Raw genomic sequence first — 18,137 nt, 5'->3', positions numbered from 1 at the left:
GCACCACCGTGGCCACTTACTCACTCGTTATCCGCCGGTTGATGATCGTTTCGCTGACCATCGTCGTCAGCCGCGCCATCACCAGCCCGTTGCTCACGTTGTTCCTGAGCAACAAACTCGGCCTCAACCAACAGGACGTTGGCTTGCTGCTGGGCATTGCGGTGTTCATCGCCACCCTGCTCGCGCTCTACGGCGGTTACATCATCGACCGCCTCGAGAAGCGCCGGCTGTTGATCCTCGCGATGCTCTCCAGCGCCATCGGCTTCGTGCTGCTGACTTTCGCCGACAACCTCTACCTGACCACCGCCACCCTGGTGATCACCGAAACCGCCTCGGCGCTGTTCCTGATCGGCTCGAAGGCGATCCTCAGTGAAAACCTGCCCATGGGCCAGCGCGCCAAGGCGTTTTCCCTGCGCTACACCTTGACCAACATCGGTTACGCCACCGGCCCGATGCTGGGTGTGGTGATTGCCGGCGTGTACCCGATTGCACCGTTCCTGATAGCCGGCGGCATCGCGTTCTTCAGTATTTTCCTGATGATCGGGATTCCGAAGGACTCGGCCCAGGCACCCGCGATTGGCCAGCCCACGAGTTTTCTCAAGACGCTGGTCACCCTGAAAAACGACCGCACGTTGATCATGTTCACCTGCGGCTGCCTGCTCAGTACCGTGGTCCACGGCCGTTTCACCCTGTACCTGTCGCAATACCTGCTGGTGACCCACGACTCCAAACGGGCCCTGGAAACCATGGCTGCCCTGCTCGCCTGCAATGCGATCAGCGTGATCCTGCTGCAATACCAGATCGGCCGTTTCCTCAAACGCGAGCAATTGCGTTACTGGATCGCGGGCGGTACCAGCCTGTTCATCGTCGGTTTGATCGGCTTCAGCCTGGCCGACAGCCTGGTGTCGTGGTGCGTGGCAATGTTCATCTTCACCCTCGGTGAAATGATCATTTACCCCGCTGAATTCCTCTTCGTCGACACCCTGGCGCCGGAAGAGCTGCGCGGCAGCTATTACGGTGCGCAAAACCTCGCGGCCCTCGGCGGTGCCCTGAGCCCGGTGATTTGCGGTTACCTGCTGATGCACACCCCCGCACCAACGATGTTTTATGCCCTGAGCGCACTGACCGCCATGGGCGGTTTTCTGTGTTTCATGAGTGGTCGTCGGGTGGCATTACAGCAAAATTAATGCACTGAAACTGCATTAATATGAATTTGTCAGCATCAGGAATCAACGGCACACTGTGCCCGTTCCTCCCCCAATAGTTGGAACAACTTCAAGGGCTTTCTGGGTATCCCAGCTAAGCCTTTTTTTTGCCTCGGTTTTTTCAACGGATCGTCTGCCTCATGTTTGCTCGCTGGTTTCCCGCCGCCATCAACACCCGCCCCTCCGAATGGAGCCGCGCCGCCATCGGCATGTCCTTGGGCACGATGTTCAGCGTCTGGCTCTGCAGCCTGGTATTCGGCATGCCAGTGGCGCAGCACCTGATCGGTCCGCTGGGTGCATCGGCCGTGTTGCTGTTCGCAGTATCCTCCGGCGCCCTCGCCCAGCCCTGGTCGATTCTTGGCGGCTACCTCAGCGCCGGGGTGGTTTCGCTGCTGGTCGCTCACGTGCTCGGACGAACCCTTGGCAGCGCTTGCCTGGCGGCCGGCATGGCGCTGATTCTGATGTGCTGGCTGCGTTGCCTGCACCCACCGGCCGGGGCCTTGGCGTTGCTGTTGGTGTTGGCAGATCCGGCGACCATTGCCCTGGACTGGAAAGCGCTCGGCCCAGTGATGCTTGGCGCATTGGCCATGCTGCTCAGCGCCCTGGCCTACAACAACCTGACGCGCATTCGTTACCCAAAACGCGCCAGCGAACCGGTGTCCAAGGTGCCCGCCGACCACCCGCCCACCGACAGCCAGGCGATCACCGCCCAGGACCTGAAACTGGCCCTGGCGGACATGGAAGCCTTCTTCGACGTCACCCCCGAAGACCTCGAACAGCTGATCCATGCCAGTGAGTTGCATGCCAAACGGCGCAGTATTGGTGAAGTCCTGAGCAGAAGGGCCTGACAGCACCACGGTCCTTGTAGCTGCCTTGTGGCGAGGGGATTTATCCCCTCGCCACAAGGCAGCTGCGGATCGCGTTATGGCAAGCTTCCTTCATAGGATTTATCAGGCCGCAGACAATTGCCGTGCAGGCACCGCCAGACTCACCGCCCGCACCGATGAACCGGCACTTAACCCCAGGGTCTTCGCAGTTTGTGCATCGACTATCAACGTCCCGGCAGCTACCCGCGCCGGTGCCGCGGTAATCCGGCACTCGGCAAATTGACGGTTATGAATCAGGTATGTCGCCGCCTGCTCACCCGGTGTGCCGATGCTCAGTTGCAGCACCTGACTGTCACGCACCGCACGGATGTCGCCGGTGGCGCATTCGATCAGCGGGCCGCCGTCGAAGATGTCGATGTAATCGCGGTGTTCGAATCCTTCAGCCTTGAGCATGCCCAGCGCCGGTTCGGTGTTGGGGTGAACGCGACCGATGACTGTTCGCGCGGCTTCAGGCAACAGGCAGGTCGGCAGCGGAAACTTGGGCATCAGCTCGGCGATGAACGTCTTGTTACCCAGGCCGGTCAGGTAGTCGGCATCGGCAAAATCCATCTTGAAGAAGTGCCGCCCCAGACCTTCCCAGAACGGTGAAACGCCCTCTTCGTCCGAGTAGCCGCGCATTTCGGCGATGACCTTATCGCCGAAATGCTGCCGAAATTCCGCCAGAAACAGGAACCGCGCCTTGGACAGCAAACGCCCGTTCAGACCGCTGCGGTGATCGGCATGCAGAAACAGCGAACACAGTTCCGAATGGCCGGTCATGTCGTTACCGAGGAACAATGTTGGTAGCTGCTGATTGATCCCGAGGTTTTTCGAAGCCGCGACAAACAGGCCCAGTCGATAGTTGTACCAGGGCTCGCGCAAGCCGACGGCACCGGCCAGTGCGCAAATGCCGATGGCTTCATGCTGGTCATTCTCGAGCACAAACAGGTAATCGGCGTCGGCGCGTTCGGCCTCGCCGGCGAAGGTTATCGCCGCCCATTCCAGACGCTGACGCAGACGCCCCGCGTCGGCCGGCAAGGTGGTCAAACCGGTTCCGGCGCTATGGGCCAGGGCTAACAGTGCCGGCAGGTCTGCCGGTGTGGCTGGACGAACGATCATCGCACTTGCTCCTGGGTAACCTGATGTTTGGACAGAAAGACCTCGGCCAGCATGCAGCGCGCGCTGCCGCCGCCGATGCGCTCGATGGTGTCGATGTTGACGGGGAGTGGCGTGGTGTGGGCTTCGATCAAACGGCGCTGAGCGGCATCCAGCGATTCCCAGGCCGTGCGAGACATCACCAGCAAGGGTTCGCCCGCAGCGTTGCGGACTTCCAGCATGTTGCCGGCGAAAGACTCCAGTTGCGCCCAGTTCAAGGCAATCACCTGCTTTCCGCTGTCTTCCAGGCGTTTACGCAGGGCCAGGCGTTCGGCCGGCTGAGTGACCGACGCCAGGCAAGCCACCGCCAGGCGCGTGCCGACACTCATCATCACGTTGGTGTGGTAAATCGCGACGCCCTGGCGGTCCACTGCATTGAAGGCGCACAGCTCGTATCCCAAATGACTGACCACCTGGTCCAAGGCACGGGCATGGGTGCGGGTGGAATAACCGGCGTAGCAAATCCGCTGCTGACGATCCAGAACCATGCTGCCGGTGCCTTCGAGGAACACTTCCTGCTGTTCGAGGCTGGAAAGGTCCAGCAACTGTTCCACCCGGTACTCGTCCCGCAGCCAGTCGAGCACGCCTTTGTCCCGCTCCAGACGCCGGTTGTGGCCCTGCATCGGGTACAGCACCAATGTGCCGTCGGGATGGCTGCTCCACCAGTTGTTGGGGAAGATCGAATCCGGGGTGTGCGGTGCTTCGCGGTCGTTGTGCACCATGACCTCGACACCGTGGTGACGCAGCGCGGCAACGTAGCCATCGAACTCTTGCAGGGCCTTTTGCTGAACGTCTTCGCTGATGGCGGCCGGCTGCTGGAAACGGTTGTTCGCCGCCGTGTCCTGATTGAAGGAGAAACGTGTCGGGCGAATCATCAAAACGGTATTGGTGGTTTGCATGGGCACAGATTCAATGAGGGTTAAGAGGTACTCATTGTCTGTTTCGGCGCCGGGAAAACCCGGTTGATAAGGGGGGTGGTTGTGATGGAAACGGCTGAAGATTCTGAATCGCTCAGCCGATTCGGCGAACACCACAAATCCAATGTGGGAGCGAGCTTGCTCGCGATAGCGGCAGGTCAGTCAACATTGATGTTGAATGTAAAACCGCTATCGCGAGCAAGCTCGCTCCCACAGGTTGTACAGCGTTCGAAGCCTATTCCATTGTGGTCTTGACCATCGCCAATTCCGGATGGCTGACCAACTTGTCGATGTGCAAATCCGGGTCATCGAACCAGACTTCGGTCAGCACCCGGTAATGCTCCATGTCCCGGCAACGCATGCGCAAGCTGTAGTCGAACGCACCGCTGATCAACCGACATTCCAGCACCTGCGGGCAGGCGCGGACCTTGGCTTCGAATGCCTTTTGCGCCGCCCGCCCACTCTGGTTCGACAACGCAACCAGCACCAGCAACGACAAGCCTGGTGTCAGCTTCTTTTCATCGAGAATCGCGCCATACCCACGAATGACCCCGAGCTGTTCGAGCTTGCGCACCCGTTCCAGGCACGGCCTGGGCGTGAGGTGTACGCGTTCGGAAAGCTTTTGATAAGTGATGCGCCCTTCGTGGCGCAACACTTCGATGATTGCCTGATCGATACGATCAAGCACGATCGACAGATCGCGGATATCCGCCATGTACGTCTTGCCTCACTTCAAACGACCCGATAGAAATTGCTGCAAACGTTCACTTTTTGGTTGGTCGAGGATCGTTGCATCACCCTGCTCCTCGACCTTTCCCTGATGCAAGAACAACACCTGGCTGGAAACCTGCCGGGCAAACCCCATTTCGTGGGTCACCATCAACATGGTACGGCCTTCTTCGGCCAGCGCCTGAATGACCTTCAGCACCTCACCCACCAATTCCGGATCGAGTGCCGAAGTCGGCTCGTCGAACAACAGAATCTCCGGTTCCACTGCCAGGGCACGCGCGATTGCCACCCGCTGTTGCTGCCCACCGGACAGAAACGCCGGGTATTGATCGGCCACTCGTTGCGGCAGACCGACCTTGTCCAGATAGGCCCGCGCACTTTTTTCCGCGGCTTTGCGGCTGATCCCCAGCACCCGGCACGGCGCCAGCACGATGTTCTCCAGCACCGTCAGATGGCTCCACAAATTGAAATGCTGGAACACCATCGCCAGGCGCGTGCGCAAACGCTGCAATTGCGCCGGATGAGCGACGCGCATGCCACCGGCACCCGGGCGCCTGATGACGCGCTCGCCGTCCAGCTCAATGGCGCCTTCGTCCGCGCGCTCCAGAAAGTTGATGCAGCGCAGCATCGTGCTTTTACCCGAACCGCTTGCACCGATCATGCTGACTACATCGCCTGCCCGTGCATTCAACGAGACGCCCTTGAGCACTTCGTTGTCACCAAAACGTTTATACAGATTTTCAACCGTGAGTTTGTACATGTCAGCACTCCTGGAGCGGCGCGCCTGGCGGCACCGCTCTGGATAGAAAATGGGATTCAGTGAGTCGGGCCGAGAAAACTCAGCCAGCGCTTCTCTGCCAACCGGAAGGCTGCGACCAGGCCGAACGACAGCGCGAGGTACAGCAGGCCGGCAATACCGAAGGCCTGGAAGGTCATGAAGGTCGCGGCATTGGCGTCCCGGGCGACTTTGAGGATGTCCGGAATGGTGGCGGTGAACGCCACTGAAGTCGCGTGCAACATCAGGATCACTTCGTTGCTGTAATACGGCAGTGCCCGGCGTAACGCCGAAGGCAGAATCAGCCGCAGGTACAGGCGCCAACCGCTCAAGCCATACGCGTGGGCGGCCTCGATTTCACCGTAGGGAATGCTGCGAATCGCCCCGGCGAAGATTTCCACGGTGTAAGCGCAAGTGTTGAGCGTGAACGCGAGCAAGGTGCAATTCATCGCATCGCGGAAAAATGCTTCGAGCAGCGGTTGCGAGCGCACCACGGCGATGCCGTAGATCCCGCTGTAGCAAATCAGCAACTGGATATACAGCGGCGTACCGCGAAACACATAAGTGAACAGCTGAACCGGCCAGCGCAGCAATCCCCAGCGCGAGGTGCGCATGATCGCCAAAGGCAACGACAGGAAGAACCCCATCACAATGCTCGCCACCAGCAGCCACAACGTCATCGCCAACCCGGTGAGGCTGTAGCCGTCGCTGAACAGAAAAGGTTTCCAGTATTCGGCAATCAACTCGATCATCGTGCCATCCCCCGCACACCCTGGTTATAGCGCCGTTCCAGCACGCGCAACACGTAGTTCGAAGCGCTGGTGATCAGCAAATACAACGCCGCTGCCAGCAGCAGGAAATCGAGCATATTGAAGGTGCTTTTGCCGGCTTCTTGCGCAACCTTGACCAGGTCCGACAAACCGATGATCGACACCAGCGCCGTGGCCTTGAGCAGTACCAGCCAGTTATTGCCCAGGCTCGGCAAGGCGAAACGCATCATTTGCGGGAACACCACGAAGCGAAACCGCTGCCAGCGGTTCAGGCCAAAGCACGCGGCGGCTTCCTGTTGGCCGCGCGGCACGCTCAAAATCGCCCCGCGAAAGGTCTCGGTGAAATACGCGCCGTAGATAAAACCGAGGGTAATGACACCGGCCACGAACGGGTCGATTTCCATGTAGGGCCAGTCCATGGCCTCGGTCAGGCTACTCAGCCAGCCTTGCAAGCTGTAGAAAATCAGCAGCATCAACACCAGATCCGGCACACCGCGGATCAGCGTTGTGTAGAAGGTCGCCGGCAGGTTCAACAGCTTCAGCGGCGACAGTTTCGCTGCCGCCCCGAGCAAGCCCAGCGCCATGCTCACCAGCAGCGAGAGCGCTGACAATTTCAGAGTGACCCAGGTGCCGTGCAGCAACAAAGGGCCATAGCCTTGCAGGGCCGAGAGATCGACCCCGATCAGATTCAGGAAGGAGTTCACGTCAGTCACCTGTCTTGAGGCGCCCGCGCGCAAGCGCTGCGCCTGTTACCAGGACGCAGCCTTCGGGGCGCGAGGATCAGTAGTTGTAGAGGTCCAGATCGCCGAAGTGTTTCTGCTGGATCTGCGCGTAGATACCCTTGTCATGCAGGGCCTTGATGGCGGCATTGAGCATGCCTTTGAGTTCTTCGTTGTCCTTGCGCACGCCGATGGCGATGTCGGATGGGACCAACGGGTCGCTGATGCCTTCACTGTTCTTGAAGTCAGCCCCTTGAGGGGAGGTCAAAAAGCTCATTTGCGCCTGCATCTTGTCCTGGATGGAGGCGTCGAGACGGCCAAATACCAGGTCGGCGTAGACCTGATCCTGATTCTGATAGGCACGCAGTTTCACGCCGCCGGGTGCCAGTTTGGCCTTGGCGTAGGTTTCCTGAATCGTGCCCTGCATGTAACCGATGGTCTTGCCCTGCAGCGACTCAGCGGTGGGCAACAGCCCGGAATCCTTGCGGGTGACGATGGCGGTCGGCCCGGCGTACAGGCGATCAGTGAAGTCGATCTGCTTTTTACGCGCATCGGTCACCGTCATCGACGATTCGATGGCATCGAACTTGCCCGCCTTGAGCGCCGGAATCAGCCCGTCGAAGTCATTGCTGACCCACACGCATTTCAACTTCAATTCGGCGCAGATCGCGTTGCCCAAATCCACGCCAAAGCCCTGCACGCCGCCATCGGCGGTGGTGGATTCAAAAGGCGGGTAGCTCGGGTTGACGCCGAATCGTAGCTCTTTCCATTCCTTGGCACTGGCGCCGGTGGTGCAGCACAGCAATGCGATTGCCGGCAAGGTCAGCCATTTGATGTTGATCATCTTCTTGAGTCCCGGATTATTTGGATTTATCGCGGTCTGACGCCTGCGCCTAACCACACTTTTTGACAGGGGCAGAGAGTCGATGCGGAATTCACCGCAGCCGTATTTGTTGTTGTTTTCGACCGGCCCGAGCCAGTCGTCGGAGTGCAGTCCGTTCCAGGCGCATCGTCGCAAGCGCTTGAAATGGACCGTCAGAATGCCAATTGCCAGGCCGGTGCAGGTGTCGTAAGCCCCCGTCTAGACAGCTCAACTGCGCTGAACGAGGGGCTTTCACAGCCGATTCTGTCGTCGGCTGCCCAAGATCAAGAGATCGCAGCCTTCGGCAGCTCCTACAGAGCCGTGTCTCACCGCGATATTGCGGATGAACACTGATTGCGTAGGAGCTGCCGAAGGCTGCGATCTTTTGATCTTGCCTTAAGGTAAAAATGCACACGAGTCCTGCACATATGCCGGTTGTACATCACAAATTTGCACTGTTACGATCCAGCATCGCTCGCGCGCGAGCTTCTCTATAAAGAACAATAAAAGCAGGGAGTTAGTGATGACTGCTCAGGTTTCATCGAAGGGGACTTCGTCCATGGATGCCACGCAAAACGAAGTGCTGGCCGAGGTTCGCAACCACATCGGTCACCTGACCCTCAATCGCCCCGTCGGCCTCAACGCCATCACCCTGGACATGGTGCGCAATCTGCAGCGTCAGCTCGACGCCTGGGCGCTGGATCCGCACGTACACGCGGTGGTCTTGCGCGGTGCTGGCGAGAAGGCGTTCTGTGCCGGCGGTGACATCCGTTCGCTGTATGACAGCTTCAAAAACGGCGACACGCTGCACGAAGATTTCTTCGTCGAGGAATACGCCCTCGACCTCGCGATTCACCATTACCGCAAACCTGTACTCGCCCTGATGGACGGTTTTGTCCTGGGCGGCGGCATGGGCCTGGTACAAGGCGCCGACCTGCGGGTGGTCACCGAGAAAAGCCGTCTGGCGATGCCGGAAGTGGCGATCGGTTATTTCCCGGATGTCGGTGGCAGCCATTTCCTGCCACGCGTTCCCGGTGAACTGGGGATTTACCTCGGCGTCAGCGGCGTGCAGATCCGCGCAGCCGATGCGCTCTATTGCGGCCTGGCCGACTGGTACCTGGAAAGCGACAGGCTGGGCACCCTCGACGAGCAACTCGATCAGCTCGAATGGCACGAAACACCGTTGAAGGACCTTCAAGGTCTGCTGGCGAAACTCGCCGTGCAACAACTGCCGGCACCACCTTTGGCGGCGTTGCGCCCGGCCATCGATCACTTCTTCGCCCTGCCCGATGTGCCGAGTATTGTTGAGCAACTGCGTGAAGTAACGGTCGCCGACAGCCACGAGTGGGCCACGACCACCGCCGGCCTGCTGGAAAGCCGTTCACCGCTGGCCATGGGCGTGACCCTGGAAATGCTCCGTCGTGGTCGGCACTTGAGTCTGGAAGACTGCTTCGCCCTTGAGCTGCACCTGGACCGTCAGTGGTTCGAGCGCGGCGACCTGATCGAAGGCGTGCGCGCCTTGCTGATCGACAAAGACAAGAACCCGCGCTGGAACCCGCCAACCTTGCAGGCGCTGGACGCCGAGCACGTCGCGAGTTTCTTCACGGGTTTTGACCAAAGCGGGAGCTGAGCCATGCACGATATCGAATTGAGCGAAGAGCAAGTCATGATCCGCGACATGGCCCGGGACTTTGCCCGCGGCGAAATCGCGCCCCACGCCCAGGCCTGGGAAAAGGCTGGCTGGATCGATGACGGTCTGGTGGCGAAGATGGGTGAACTGGGTCTGCTGGGCATGGTGGTGCCTGAGGAATGGGGCGGCACCTATGTCGACTACGTTGCCTACGCCTTGGCCGTGGAAGAGATTTCGGCTGGCGACGGCGCCACTGGCGCGCTGATGAGCATTCACAACTCCGTGGGCTGCGGTCCGGTCCTCAACTACGGCACTGAAGAACAGAAACAGACCTGGCTGCCGGATCTGGCCAGCGGTCAGGCCATCGGCTGCTTCTGCCTGACCGAACCCCAGGCCGGTTCCGAAGCCCACAACCTGCGCACCCGCGCCGAACTGCGCGACGGCCAGTGGGTGATCAACGGCGCCAAGCAATTCGTCAGCAACGGCAAACGGGCGAAACTGGCCATCGTGTTTGCGGTGACCGATCCGGACCTGGGCAAGCGCGGCATCTCGGCGTTCCTGGTGCCGACCGATACAGCGGGTTTCATCGTTGATCGCACCGAACACAAGATGGGTATTCGCGCGTCCGATACCTGCGCGGTGACCCTGAGCAACTGCACGATCCCCGAAGCCAACTTGTTGGGTGAGCGCGGCAAAGGACTGGCGATTGCCCTGTCGAACCTTGAAGGCGGCCGCATCGGCATTGCGGCGCAGGCGTTGGGCATTGCCCGCGCGGCATTTGAAGCGGCGCTGGCCTATTCGCGGGATCGGGTGCAGTTCAACAAACCGATCATCGAGCACCAGAGCATCGCCAACATGCTGGCCGACATGCACACCCGGTTGAACGCGGCACGACTGCTGATCCTGCATGCCGCGCGGTTGCGCAGCGCCGGTAAGCCATGTCTGTCGGAGGCTTCACAGGCGAAGTTGTTTGCATCCGAAATGGCCGAGAAAGTGTGTTCGTCGGCGATGCAGATTCATGGCGGGTATGGGTATCTGGAGGATTACCCGGTGGAGCGTTACTACCGGGATGCGCGGATTACGCAGATTTATGAAGGGTCGAGCGAGATACAGCGGATGGTGATTGCTCGGGAGTTGAAGCATTATTTGGTGTGATGTCTGAAATTGGGGGTGGTCTTGAAATCCACCCCTCACCCTAACCCTCCCGAAGCGTCGGACCGCCCCAGAGGGGCGAGGGGACTGACCGAGTTGTTTTGTAGAAATTCTGCGACCTGCAATACCTAGTCGAACTCAGGTTTGAAGAGCATGAAGATCGGCTCCCTTTCCCCCTCTCCCCCTTGGGGAGAGGGCTGGGGTGAGGGGTGGATTTTGAATCTACCCCACTACCATCACTTACCCTTGAACTCAGCCTCACGCTTGGCAATAAACGCCGCCATCCCTTCCTTCTGATCCTGCGTCGCAAACGCCGCATGGAACACCCGACGCTCAAAGCGCACACCTTCCGACAGGCTCACTTCAAACGCGCGGTTGACGCTTTCCTTGATCATCATTGCAATCGGCAGCGACTTCTTGGCAATCAGCGCGGCGACTTTCAACGCTTCTTCCAGCAACTCATCGGCCGGAACAATCCGCGCGACAATCCCGCAACGCTCCGCTTCCACCGCATCGATCAAGCGACCGCTGAGGCACATTTCCATGGCCTTGGCCTTGCCCACCGCGCGGGTCAGGCGCTGGGTGCCGCCCATGCCCGGCAGTACGCCGAGGTTGATTTCCGGCTGACCGAACTTGGCGTTGTCGCCGGCCAGGATGAAGTCGCACATCAGCGCCAGCTCACAACCACCGCCCAAGGCGAAACCGTTGACGGCGGCAATGATCGGCTTGCGGCGGTTAGCCACCCGATCGCTGTCGCTGAACAAGTCGTCGAGGTAAATCTGCGGGTAGGTCAGCTCAGCCATTTCCTTGATGTCAGCGCCGGCGGCGAAGGCTTTTTTCGAGCCGGTCAGCACGATGCAGCCGATGTTCGAATCGGCTTCCAGGCTATCGAGGGCCTGGTTCAGCTCGCTGACAATTTGCGCGTTCAACGCATTCAGCGCTTGCGGGCGGTTCAGGGTGATCAGGCCCACACGACCGTGGGTTTCCAGCAAAATCGTTTCGTAACTCACAAATGACTCCTTCTTAAAGATTGCGCGAAATAACCATGCGCTGAATATCGCTGGTGCCTTCGTAGATCTGGCAGACCCGCACGTCGCGGTAGATCCGCTCCAGCGGGAAATCGTTCAAGTAACCGTAACCGCCGAGGGTTTGCAATGCTGCGGAGCACACCTTCTCAGCCATTTCCGAGGCGAACAGCTTGGCCATGGACGCTTCGACCAAGGCCGGTTTGCCGCTGTCTCTTAACGCCGCCGCGTAATGCACCATCTGCCGGGCGACGGCGATTTGGGTTGCCATGTCCGCCAGGCGGAACGCGACCGCTTGATGCTCGATGATCGGCTTGCCGAAGCTTTCACGCTCGCGGGCATAATCCCGGGCCGCTTCGAACGCAGCACGGGCCATGCCGACCGATTGCGAAGCGATGCCGACACGGCCGCCTTCGAGGTTGGCCAAGGCGATTCGATAACCTTCGCCCTCCTCGCCCAACCGGTTGGCCACCGGCACCTTCACGTCTTCGAACAGGATCTGGCAGGTGTCGGAGGCGTGCTGGCCAAGCTTGTCTTCGACCCGTGCGACTTTGTAGCCCGGCGAATCGGTGGGCACGATCAGCGCCGTGATGCCCCGCTTGCCGGCACTCGGATCAGTCACGGCGAACACAATCACTACCCCGGCGTTCTGCCCGGAGGTAATGAACTGCTTGCAGCCGTTCAACACGTAGTGATCGCCTTCCAGACGGGCACGGGTTTTCAAGCCGCTGGCGTCGGAGCCGGCCTGCGGTTCGGTGAGGGCAAAAGCCCCCAGCATCGAGCCGCTGGCCAAAGGTTTGAGGAAGCGTTCTTTCTGGTCGTCGTTGCCGTACTTGAGGATCGGTACGCAACCCACCGAGTTGTGCACGCTCATGATGGTCGAGCAAGCGCCGTCGCCGGCCGCAATTTCTTCCAGGGCCATGGCGTAGGCCAAGTAACCGGTGTCGCAACCGCCCCACTCTTCCGGCACCAACATGCCGAAGAAGCCCAGTTCGGCCATCTCGCCGATGGCTTCCTTGGGGAAGCGATGCTCGCGATCCCACTCGGCGGCGAACGGTTTCAGCCGTTCCTGGGCAAACTGCCGGGCCGCGTCGCTGATCTGAAGTTGTTCGTCATTGGGAATCATGCCAAATCCTTAAAATAAATTGCCCCGTAGGAGCTGGCGAAGCCTGCGATCTTTTGATCTTGATCTTGATCTTAACGATCAAAAGATCGCAGCCTCGTTTCACTCGACAGCTCCTACAGAAACCATGCGGACCTTAATACAGGCATTCAACGGCCATGGCCGTGGCTTCGCCGCCGCCGATGCAGATCGCTGCAACGCCGCGTTTCAGGCCTTTCTGGCGCAGGGCGGAGAGCAAGGTCACAAGGATCCGCGCGCCAGACGCACCGATCGGGTGGCCGAGAGCGCAAGCGCCGCCGTGAACGTTGACTTTCTCGTGGGGGATTTCCAGTTTGGTCATGGTCACCAGACTGACCACGGCGAAGGCTTCGTTGACTTCGACCAGATCGACTTCGTCCAGAGACCAGCCGGTTTTCTTCATCAGTTTCTCGATCGCGCCCACCGGTGCCACCGGGAACAGGCCTGGTGTGTCGGCAAACGCCGCGTGGCCGTGAATCACCGCCAGCGGTTTCAGGCCGCGCTTTTCAGCTTCGGAACGGCGCATCAACACCAGTGCCGCAGCGCCATCGGAAATGGAGCTGGAGTTCGCCGCCGTCACCGTGCCGCCGTCGCGGAACGCCGGTTTCAAGGAAGCGATCTTGTCCAGTTTGGCTTTCGGTGGCTGTTCGTCGTTGCTGATCAGCACTTGCTCTTTGCCGACGGTCACGGTGAGCGGCACGATCTCGTCTTTGAAGCTGCCGTCCTTGATCGCCTGCTGTGCGCGGGTGGTCGAGGTAATGGCAAAGGCGTCCTGAGCTTCACGGGTGAAACCGTTGGTTTCCGCGCAATCTTCGGCGAAGGTGCCCATCAGGCGGCCCTTGTCGTAGGCGTCTTCCAGGCCGTCAAGGAACATGGAATCGAGCACCCGGCCGTGGCCCATGCGGTAACCGCTGCGGGCGCGGTCCAGCAGGTACGGCGCATTGGACATGCTTTCCATACCGCCGGCGACAACCACGTCGGCGCTGCCGGCCACCAGCATGTCGTGGGCCAGAATGGCCGCTTCCATGCCCGAACCGCACATTTTGTTCAGCGTGGTGCAACGGGTCGATTTATCCAGCCCGGCGCCCAATGCGGCTTGACGTGCAGGGGCTTGGCCGAGGCCGGCGGACAGGACGCAACCGAACAGCACTTCTTCAACCGAGTCTGGCGCCACACCGGCGCGTTCGACGGCAGCGCGAATCGCCGCAGCACCGAGTTGCGGTGCGGTCAGGCTTTTCAGTTCGCCCTGGAAACCACCCATCGGGGTGCGGACGGCGCTGACGATAACAATGGGATCGTTGGAAATAGTCATGACAAATCCTCCTTACTTGGCGGCCATGCGCAAGGCGCCGTCGAGACGGATCACCTCGCCATTGAGCATGCTGTTTTCAATGATATGCCTGACCAGCCCGGCATACTCGCCTGGTTTGCCAAGACGCGGCGGAAACGGCACGCCGGCCGCCAGGGACGCGCGGACTTCCGGGGTCATGCCAGCCATCATCGGGGTTTCGAAAATGCCCGGGGCGATGGTCATCACACGGATGCCGAAGCGCGCCAGTTCACGAGCGGCGGGCAACGTCAGGCTGACGATCGCGCCTTTGGACGCGGCATACGCGGTCTGACCGATCTGGCCGTCGTACGCGGCCGCCGAGGCGGTGTTGATGATCACGCCGCGCTCGCCGTCAGCATCCGCTTCGGTTTCGGCAATCGCCGCAGCGGCCAAGCGCAGCATGTTGAAACTGCCGATCAGGTTGACGTTGATCACCTGGCTGAAATTGGCCAACAGGTGTGGGCCGTTCTTGCCGAGGATCTTCTCACCGCGCACGATACCGGCGCAGTTGACCAGACCATTCAGGCCACCGAAGGCTTTGACCGTCGCCTGCACAGCGGCTTCGGCCGCGGCTTCGTTGCTGATATCCGCCACCACGCTTTGCGCGCCGAGACGTTCAGCCTGGGCCGTAACGGCTTCGGCATTCATGTCCACCAGCATGACTTTGGCACCGGCCGCGACCAGCATTTCAGCGGTGGCCGCACCGAGGCCGGACGCACCGCCGGTGACGAGAAAAACCTTGTTTTCGATCTGCATCATTGTTTCCTTGGATTCAAGCTGAAACGTTCTTCGCGACGGCCTCTTGAGCCTTGGCGATTTCCTGGTTGCGCAAGATAAAGCGCTGCAATTTGCCGCTAGGGGTTTTCGGCAATTCGCTGACAAATTCGATTTCACGGGGGTACGAGTGCGCGGCCAGTCGTTTGCGCACGTGTTGGCGCAATTCTTCGGCCAGTTCCGGTGCAGCGCGGTACTGCGCGCTGAGCACGACAAAGGCTTTGACCAGTTCAGTGCGCTCCGGATCGGGTTTGCCGACCACGGCCGCTTCGACCACGGCCGGGTGTTCGATCAACGCGCTTTCCACGTCGAACGGACCGACGCGATAACCGGAGGTGGTGATCACGTCGTCGCTGCGACCAACGAAGCTGATGCTGCCGTCCGGGTTCCACTCGACGGTGTCGCCGCTCAGGTAATAGTTGCCGACGAAGGCCTTGGTCGGTGCGCCTTCGTAACCGGCGAACCAGCACATCGGCGATTGGGTGCGATCGATGGCCAGAATGCCCGGCTGACCGACGCCGAGTTCTTTGTACTCGTCATCCAGCACCACGATGCGGTGGCCGGGCGAGGCGAAACCGGCGGCACCCATGTGGATCGGATGCTCCAGGCCATGGTGGTTGCACAGCACCATGCCGAGTTCGGTCTGGCCATAGTGGTCGTGGATGACCACGCCGAGGTTGTCGGCGAACCAGCGAATCACTTCCGGGTTCAGCGGCTCGCCGGCGCTGCTGACGATGCGCAGCTTGCCCTTGATCGAGCGGGCGAACTCGTCGCCACCCGCGATCAACAGGCGATAGGCCGTCGGCGAGCCGGTGAGGTTGGTGATCCCGTATTTGTTGATCACCCGGCAGGTGCTTTCGAGGGTGAACGGGCCATCGTAAAAGGTGATTGGATGCCCCATGGCCATTGGCCCGGTAACGCCGAAATAGATGCCGTAGGCCCAACCCGGATCGGCGACGTTCCAGAAGGCGTCTTCAGGGCGCAAGTCCACGGCGTCACGGGTGTAGCTCTGGAAGGCGACGATGGCCTTGAGCGGAACGGACAGCGTTTTCGACGGACCGGTGGTGCCCGAGGTGAACATCAGCAGAAACGGGTCTTCGCCGGTCAACAGGACGGGTTCACACACAGGAGAATAATTCGCCAGTTCGGCCCAGAAGCTGTAATCGCCCCGCACGATGCCTTGGCCTTTGGGACCGGCGACGGTGACGATGGTCGGGCAGTCGGCGATTTCAGAGAGTTTGGAGCGATTGCCCGAGTCGGTGACCACCACTTTGGCCCCCGAGCAGCTGAGGCGGTGTTCGATGGCTTTCGGGCCGAAGGCCGTGAACAGCGGCTGGTAGACCGCGCCGATGCGCCAGGTGGCGAATACGGTGATCAGCAATTCGATGTTACGTGGCAGGAGACCGGCAACCTTGTCGCCTTTTTTCACGCCTTGGGCCAGCAGGAAATTGGCTAAACGCGCGGCTTTGTCCTGCAAGTCGCTGAAGGTGTAGGTCGCGCTGGCGCCATCGCGGCCTTCCCAGAACAGCGCGATGCGCCCCGGCAAGGCATGCCGGTCGCAACACTCGACACAGGCGTTGAGGGCAGTCAAATCGCCCTCGAGTGCGGCGTCGACGGTGTGCTGATAATTGAACTGTGATGTAGCAGAAAAATAATCGCGCATTGCCAGAATCCCTCTGTATTTTTATTAGGTTGGGGGAACCGTAATTAACAGGGAAATACTCGCTCTGCGCGGGGCGCGGGACAATGGTCAAAGCTATCAAGTTGCGTGACTGGTTTGGCCAAGATTGGAGAGATGCGGCGCCTGCCAGGGCCTCTTCGCGAGCAGGCTCGCTCCCACAGGGGAACGCATTCCAAGTGGGAGCGGGCTTGCTCGCGAAGGCGCCAAACCAATCAACACGAAATCCGGATCAACTCGCTTCGTTGAGGATCAAACTGCGGTAATGCCCCGGATTTGACCCGGACCACTTGCGAAACGCCTTGTAGAACGAGCTGGTATCGGCAAACCCCAGCCGCGCGGCGATCTCGGCGAAGCTGATGGCAGGCTCGGCCAGCCAAACAATCGCCAGCTCCTTGCGCACGCTGTCCTTGAGCCCCTGGTAAGTCTGGCCCTCTTCAGCCAGGCGTCGACGCAGGGTGGACGCCGACATGCACAGCTGTTGCGCCAGGGGTTCGGTTTCCGGCCAGTGTTCGGCGGGCAGTTGCCGCAAATCGTGCTTGATCCGGCTGGCCAGGCTCTCCGGGTCCCGGTACTTGACCAGAATATTGGCCGGCGCATGGGCCAGGAAACGCTTGAGTTCTTCCGGGCTGCGCTTGATCGGCAAGTCCAGGCACTCGGCGGAGAAAATCATCCGCGTGCGCGGCCGGTCGAAACGCAGGTTCTCGGAGAACATCACCTGATAGTCATCGCAGAAGTCCGGTGCCGGGCAGCGCAACTCGATGGCCAGGATCGGAATCCGCCGCCCCGCCAGCCAACAGGCGACGCCGTGAACGATCATCCAGTATGTGAAATACGTGAAGGCTCGGCGCGGGTCCTGGTCGTCTTCTAGCAGGACGATTTCCGCCAGGCTTTGCTGTCGAACCAGTTGCGCGGGCAGGTGTTCGAGCATCAACGACAAAAAGCTCAAACCCGAGGTCAGGCCGGCGGCCAGGCTCGGCTGGACCATAGAGCAGCGACAGAGAAACTCCAGGCTGCCGGATTTGAGTTTGCGCGGGTCCATGCCAAAAAATTCATCGTCCCCACGTCGTGCCAGTAAACGCCACAGACGCGCATAAGCTGTGGCCGGGACGCGTGCATCGCTGCTGTCGAGCAATGCCGGATCGATGCCGACCTTGTTCAATACCTCATCGGTGGGCGCTCCGGGGGCGCAACTTTGCAACAGTGCTTCACGCACCAGTTGAATGGAGATGGTGTCTTTTTCCGACATTGAGCGAGGCAAGCCTTGTTCTTGTTTGAGTGCCGGCATCTTAGCGCAGAACCCTGTGGGAGCGGGCTTGTGTGGCGAGGGGATTTATCCCCGTTCGGCTGCGAAGCAGTCGTATAACCATCGTGTGCGGTGTACCTGACACACCGCGGTTTTCGATTCC

17 protein-coding genes are annotated in these 18,137 nt (G+C 60.2%); 4 read left to right on the top strand and 13 right to left on the bottom strand.

The genetic code is table 11. From position 1 onward, the window contains the following. The first annotated feature begins 8 nt into the window (after positions 1-8). Both ACA059_RS15255 and ACA059_RS15250 read left to right on the top strand, forming a co-directional pair. Positions 9-1,187: an MFS transporter gene (locus tag ACA059_RS15255; protein WP_497634574.1), complete on the top strand. Its 1,179-nt coding sequence runs from the start codon at positions 9-11 to the stop codon at positions 1,185-1,187. A gap of 158 nt (positions 1,188-1,345) precedes the next feature. Beyond that, entirely contained in the window at positions 1,346-2,053 is a 708-nt protein-coding gene (locus tag ACA059_RS15250; protein WP_497634573.1) for an HPP family protein, read from the top strand. Positions 2,054-2,155: 102 nt separating this feature from the next. Here ACA059_RS15250 and astA read toward each other — a convergent pair whose 3' ends face one another. The 7 genes from astA to ACA059_RS15215 form a co-directional block, all read right to left on the bottom strand. Beyond that, positions 2,156-3,190, bottom strand: a complete 1,035-nt coding sequence (gene astA / locus ACA059_RS15245; protein WP_497634572.1) for an arginine N-succinyltransferase — start codon at positions 3,188-3,190, stop codon at positions 2,156-2,158. Continuing rightward, entirely contained in the window at positions 3,187-4,125 is a 939-nt protein-coding gene (gene ctlX, locus ACA059_RS15240) for a citrulline utilization hydrolase CtlX (protein ID WP_497634571.1), read from the bottom strand. The genes astA and ctlX overlap by 4 nt, the downstream gene beginning before the upstream one ends. 253 nt (positions 4,126-4,378) lie before the next feature. Next, the gene (locus ACA059_RS15235) at positions 4,379-4,858 is read right to left on the bottom strand and encodes an Lrp/AsnC family transcriptional regulator (protein WP_007974731.1); all 480 of its coding nucleotides are present in this window, start codon (positions 4,856-4,858) and stop codon (positions 4,379-4,381) included. 12 nt (positions 4,859-4,870) lie between these two features. Further along, a complete protein-coding gene (locus ACA059_RS15230) occupies positions 4,871-5,632 on the bottom strand; it encodes an ABC transporter ATP-binding protein (RefSeq protein WP_497634570.1) in 762 nt (253 codons plus the stop codon). 56 nt (positions 5,633-5,688) lie between these two features. Further along, positions 5,689-6,399 (bottom strand): ABC transporter permease, encoded by a 711-nt coding sequence (locus ACA059_RS15225; protein WP_497634569.1) that lies wholly within the window; start codon positions 6,397-6,399, stop codon positions 5,689-5,691. Beyond that, entirely contained in the window at positions 6,396-7,121 is a 726-nt protein-coding gene (locus tag ACA059_RS15220; protein ID WP_033054762.1) for an ABC transporter permease, read from the bottom strand. Before ACA059_RS15220 ends, ACA059_RS15225 begins: the two co-directional genes overlap by 4 nt. Positions 7,122-7,197: 76 nt before the next feature. After that, complete coding sequence (locus tag ACA059_RS15215) at positions 7,198-7,980, bottom strand: transporter substrate-binding domain-containing protein (protein WP_046053556.1); 783 nt, start codon at positions 7,978-7,980, stop codon at positions 7,198-7,200. Between the two features lie 541 nt (positions 7,981-8,521). Here ACA059_RS15215 and ACA059_RS15210 point away from each other — a divergent pair. Then, positions 8,522-9,628 carry an enoyl-CoA hydratase/isomerase family protein gene (locus tag ACA059_RS15210; RefSeq protein WP_497634568.1) on the top strand — a complete coding sequence of 369 codons (1,107 nt, stop codon included), beginning with the start codon at positions 8,522-8,524 and terminating at the stop codon, positions 9,626-9,628. Positions 9,629-9,631: 3 nt separating this feature from the next. Further along, positions 9,632-10,783 (top strand): acyl-CoA dehydrogenase family protein, encoded by a 1,152-nt coding sequence (locus ACA059_RS15205; RefSeq protein ID WP_129443945.1) that lies wholly within the window; start codon positions 9,632-9,634, stop codon positions 10,781-10,783. 233 nt (positions 10,784-11,016) lie between these two features. Here the strand turns inward: ACA059_RS15205 and ACA059_RS15200 are convergent, their stop codons facing one another. From ACA059_RS15200 to ACA059_RS15175, 6 genes are all read right to left on the bottom strand, one after another. Next, positions 11,017-11,790: an enoyl-CoA hydratase gene (locus tag ACA059_RS15200; RefSeq protein ID WP_497634567.1), complete on the bottom strand. Its 774-nt coding sequence runs from the start codon at positions 11,788-11,790 to the stop codon at positions 11,017-11,019. Positions 11,791-11,803: 13 nt separating this feature from the next. Further along, on the bottom strand, positions 11,804-12,931 hold the full coding sequence (locus ACA059_RS15195) for an acyl-CoA dehydrogenase (protein ID WP_140678919.1): 1,128 nt from the start codon (positions 12,929-12,931) through the stop codon (positions 11,804-11,806). Between the two features lie 133 nt (positions 12,932-13,064). Then, the gene (locus ACA059_RS15190; RefSeq protein WP_497634566.1) at positions 13,065-14,258 is read right to left on the bottom strand and encodes an acetyl-CoA C-acyltransferase; all 1,194 of its coding nucleotides are present in this window, start codon (positions 14,256-14,258) and stop codon (positions 13,065-13,067) included. A gap of 12 nt (positions 14,259-14,270) precedes the next feature. Next, positions 14,271-15,032, bottom strand: a complete 762-nt coding sequence (locus ACA059_RS15185) for an SDR family NAD(P)-dependent oxidoreductase (protein ID WP_497634565.1) — start codon at positions 15,030-15,032, stop codon at positions 14,271-14,273. Between the two features lie 16 nt (positions 15,033-15,048). After that, positions 15,049-16,713 carry an AMP-binding protein gene (locus ACA059_RS15180; RefSeq protein ID WP_497634564.1) on the bottom strand — a complete coding sequence of 555 codons (1,665 nt, stop codon included), beginning with the start codon at positions 16,711-16,713 and terminating at the stop codon, positions 15,049-15,051. Between the two features lie 247 nt (positions 16,714-16,960). Further along, entirely contained in the window at positions 16,961-17,977 is a 1,017-nt protein-coding gene (locus ACA059_RS15175) for an AraC family transcriptional regulator (RefSeq protein WP_497634683.1), read from the bottom strand. Positions 17,978-18,137: the final 160 nt, after the last annotated feature.

It is taken from the genome of Pseudomonas sp. LBUM1647 (genome assembly GCF_059716175.1).
Note: the sequence above shows the minus strand (reverse complement) of the source record. Positions and strands in the feature narration are given on the sequence as shown.

Coding starts and splice junctions, on each gene's coding strand:
- ACA059_RS15250 (WP_497634573.1), top strand. CDS start 1,346: ATGTTTGCTCGCTGGTTTCCCGCCGCCATCAACACCCGCCCCTCCGAA.
- astA (WP_497634572.1), bottom strand. CDS start 3,190: ATGATCGTTCGTCCAGCCACACCGGCAGACCTGCCGGCACTGTTAGCC.
- ctlX (WP_497634571.1), bottom strand. CDS start 4,125: ATGCAAACCACCAATACCGTTTTGATGATTCGCCCGACACGTTTCTCC.
- ACA059_RS15235 (WP_007974731.1), bottom strand. CDS start 4,858: ATGGCGGATATCCGCGATCTGTCGATCGTGCTTGATCGTATCGATCAG.
- ACA059_RS15230 (WP_497634570.1), bottom strand. CDS start 5,632: ATGTACAAACTCACGGTTGAAAATCTGTATAAACGTTTTGGTGACAAC.
- ACA059_RS15225 (WP_497634569.1), bottom strand. CDS start 6,399: ATGATCGAGTTGATTGCCGAATACTGGAAACCTTTTCTGTTCAGCGAC.
- ACA059_RS15215 (WP_046053556.1), bottom strand. CDS start 7,980: ATGATCAACATCAAATGGCTGACCTTGCCGGCAATCGCATTGCTGTGC.
- ACA059_RS15210 (WP_497634568.1), top strand. CDS start 8,522: ATGACTGCTCAGGTTTCATCGAAGGGGACTTCGTCCATGGATGCCACG.
- ACA059_RS15205 (WP_129443945.1), top strand. CDS start 9,632: ATGCACGATATCGAATTGAGCGAAGAGCAAGTCATGATCCGCGACATG.
- ACA059_RS15195 (WP_140678919.1), bottom strand. CDS start 12,931: ATGATTCCCAATGACGAACAACTTCAGATCAGCGACGCGGCCCGGCAG.
- ACA059_RS15190 (WP_497634566.1), bottom strand. CDS start 14,258: ATGACTATTTCCAACGATCCCATTGTTATCGTCAGCGCCGTCCGCACC.
- ACA059_RS15185 (WP_497634565.1), bottom strand. CDS start 15,032: ATGCAGATCGAAAACAAGGTTTTTCTCGTCACCGGCGGTGCGTCCGGC.
- ACA059_RS15180 (WP_497634564.1), bottom strand. CDS start 16,713: ATGCGCGATTATTTTTCTGCTACATCACAGTTCAATTATCAGCACACC.
- ACA059_RS15175 (WP_497634683.1), bottom strand. CDS start 17,977: ATGTCGGAAAAAGACACCATCTCCATTCAACTGGTGCGTGAAGCACTG.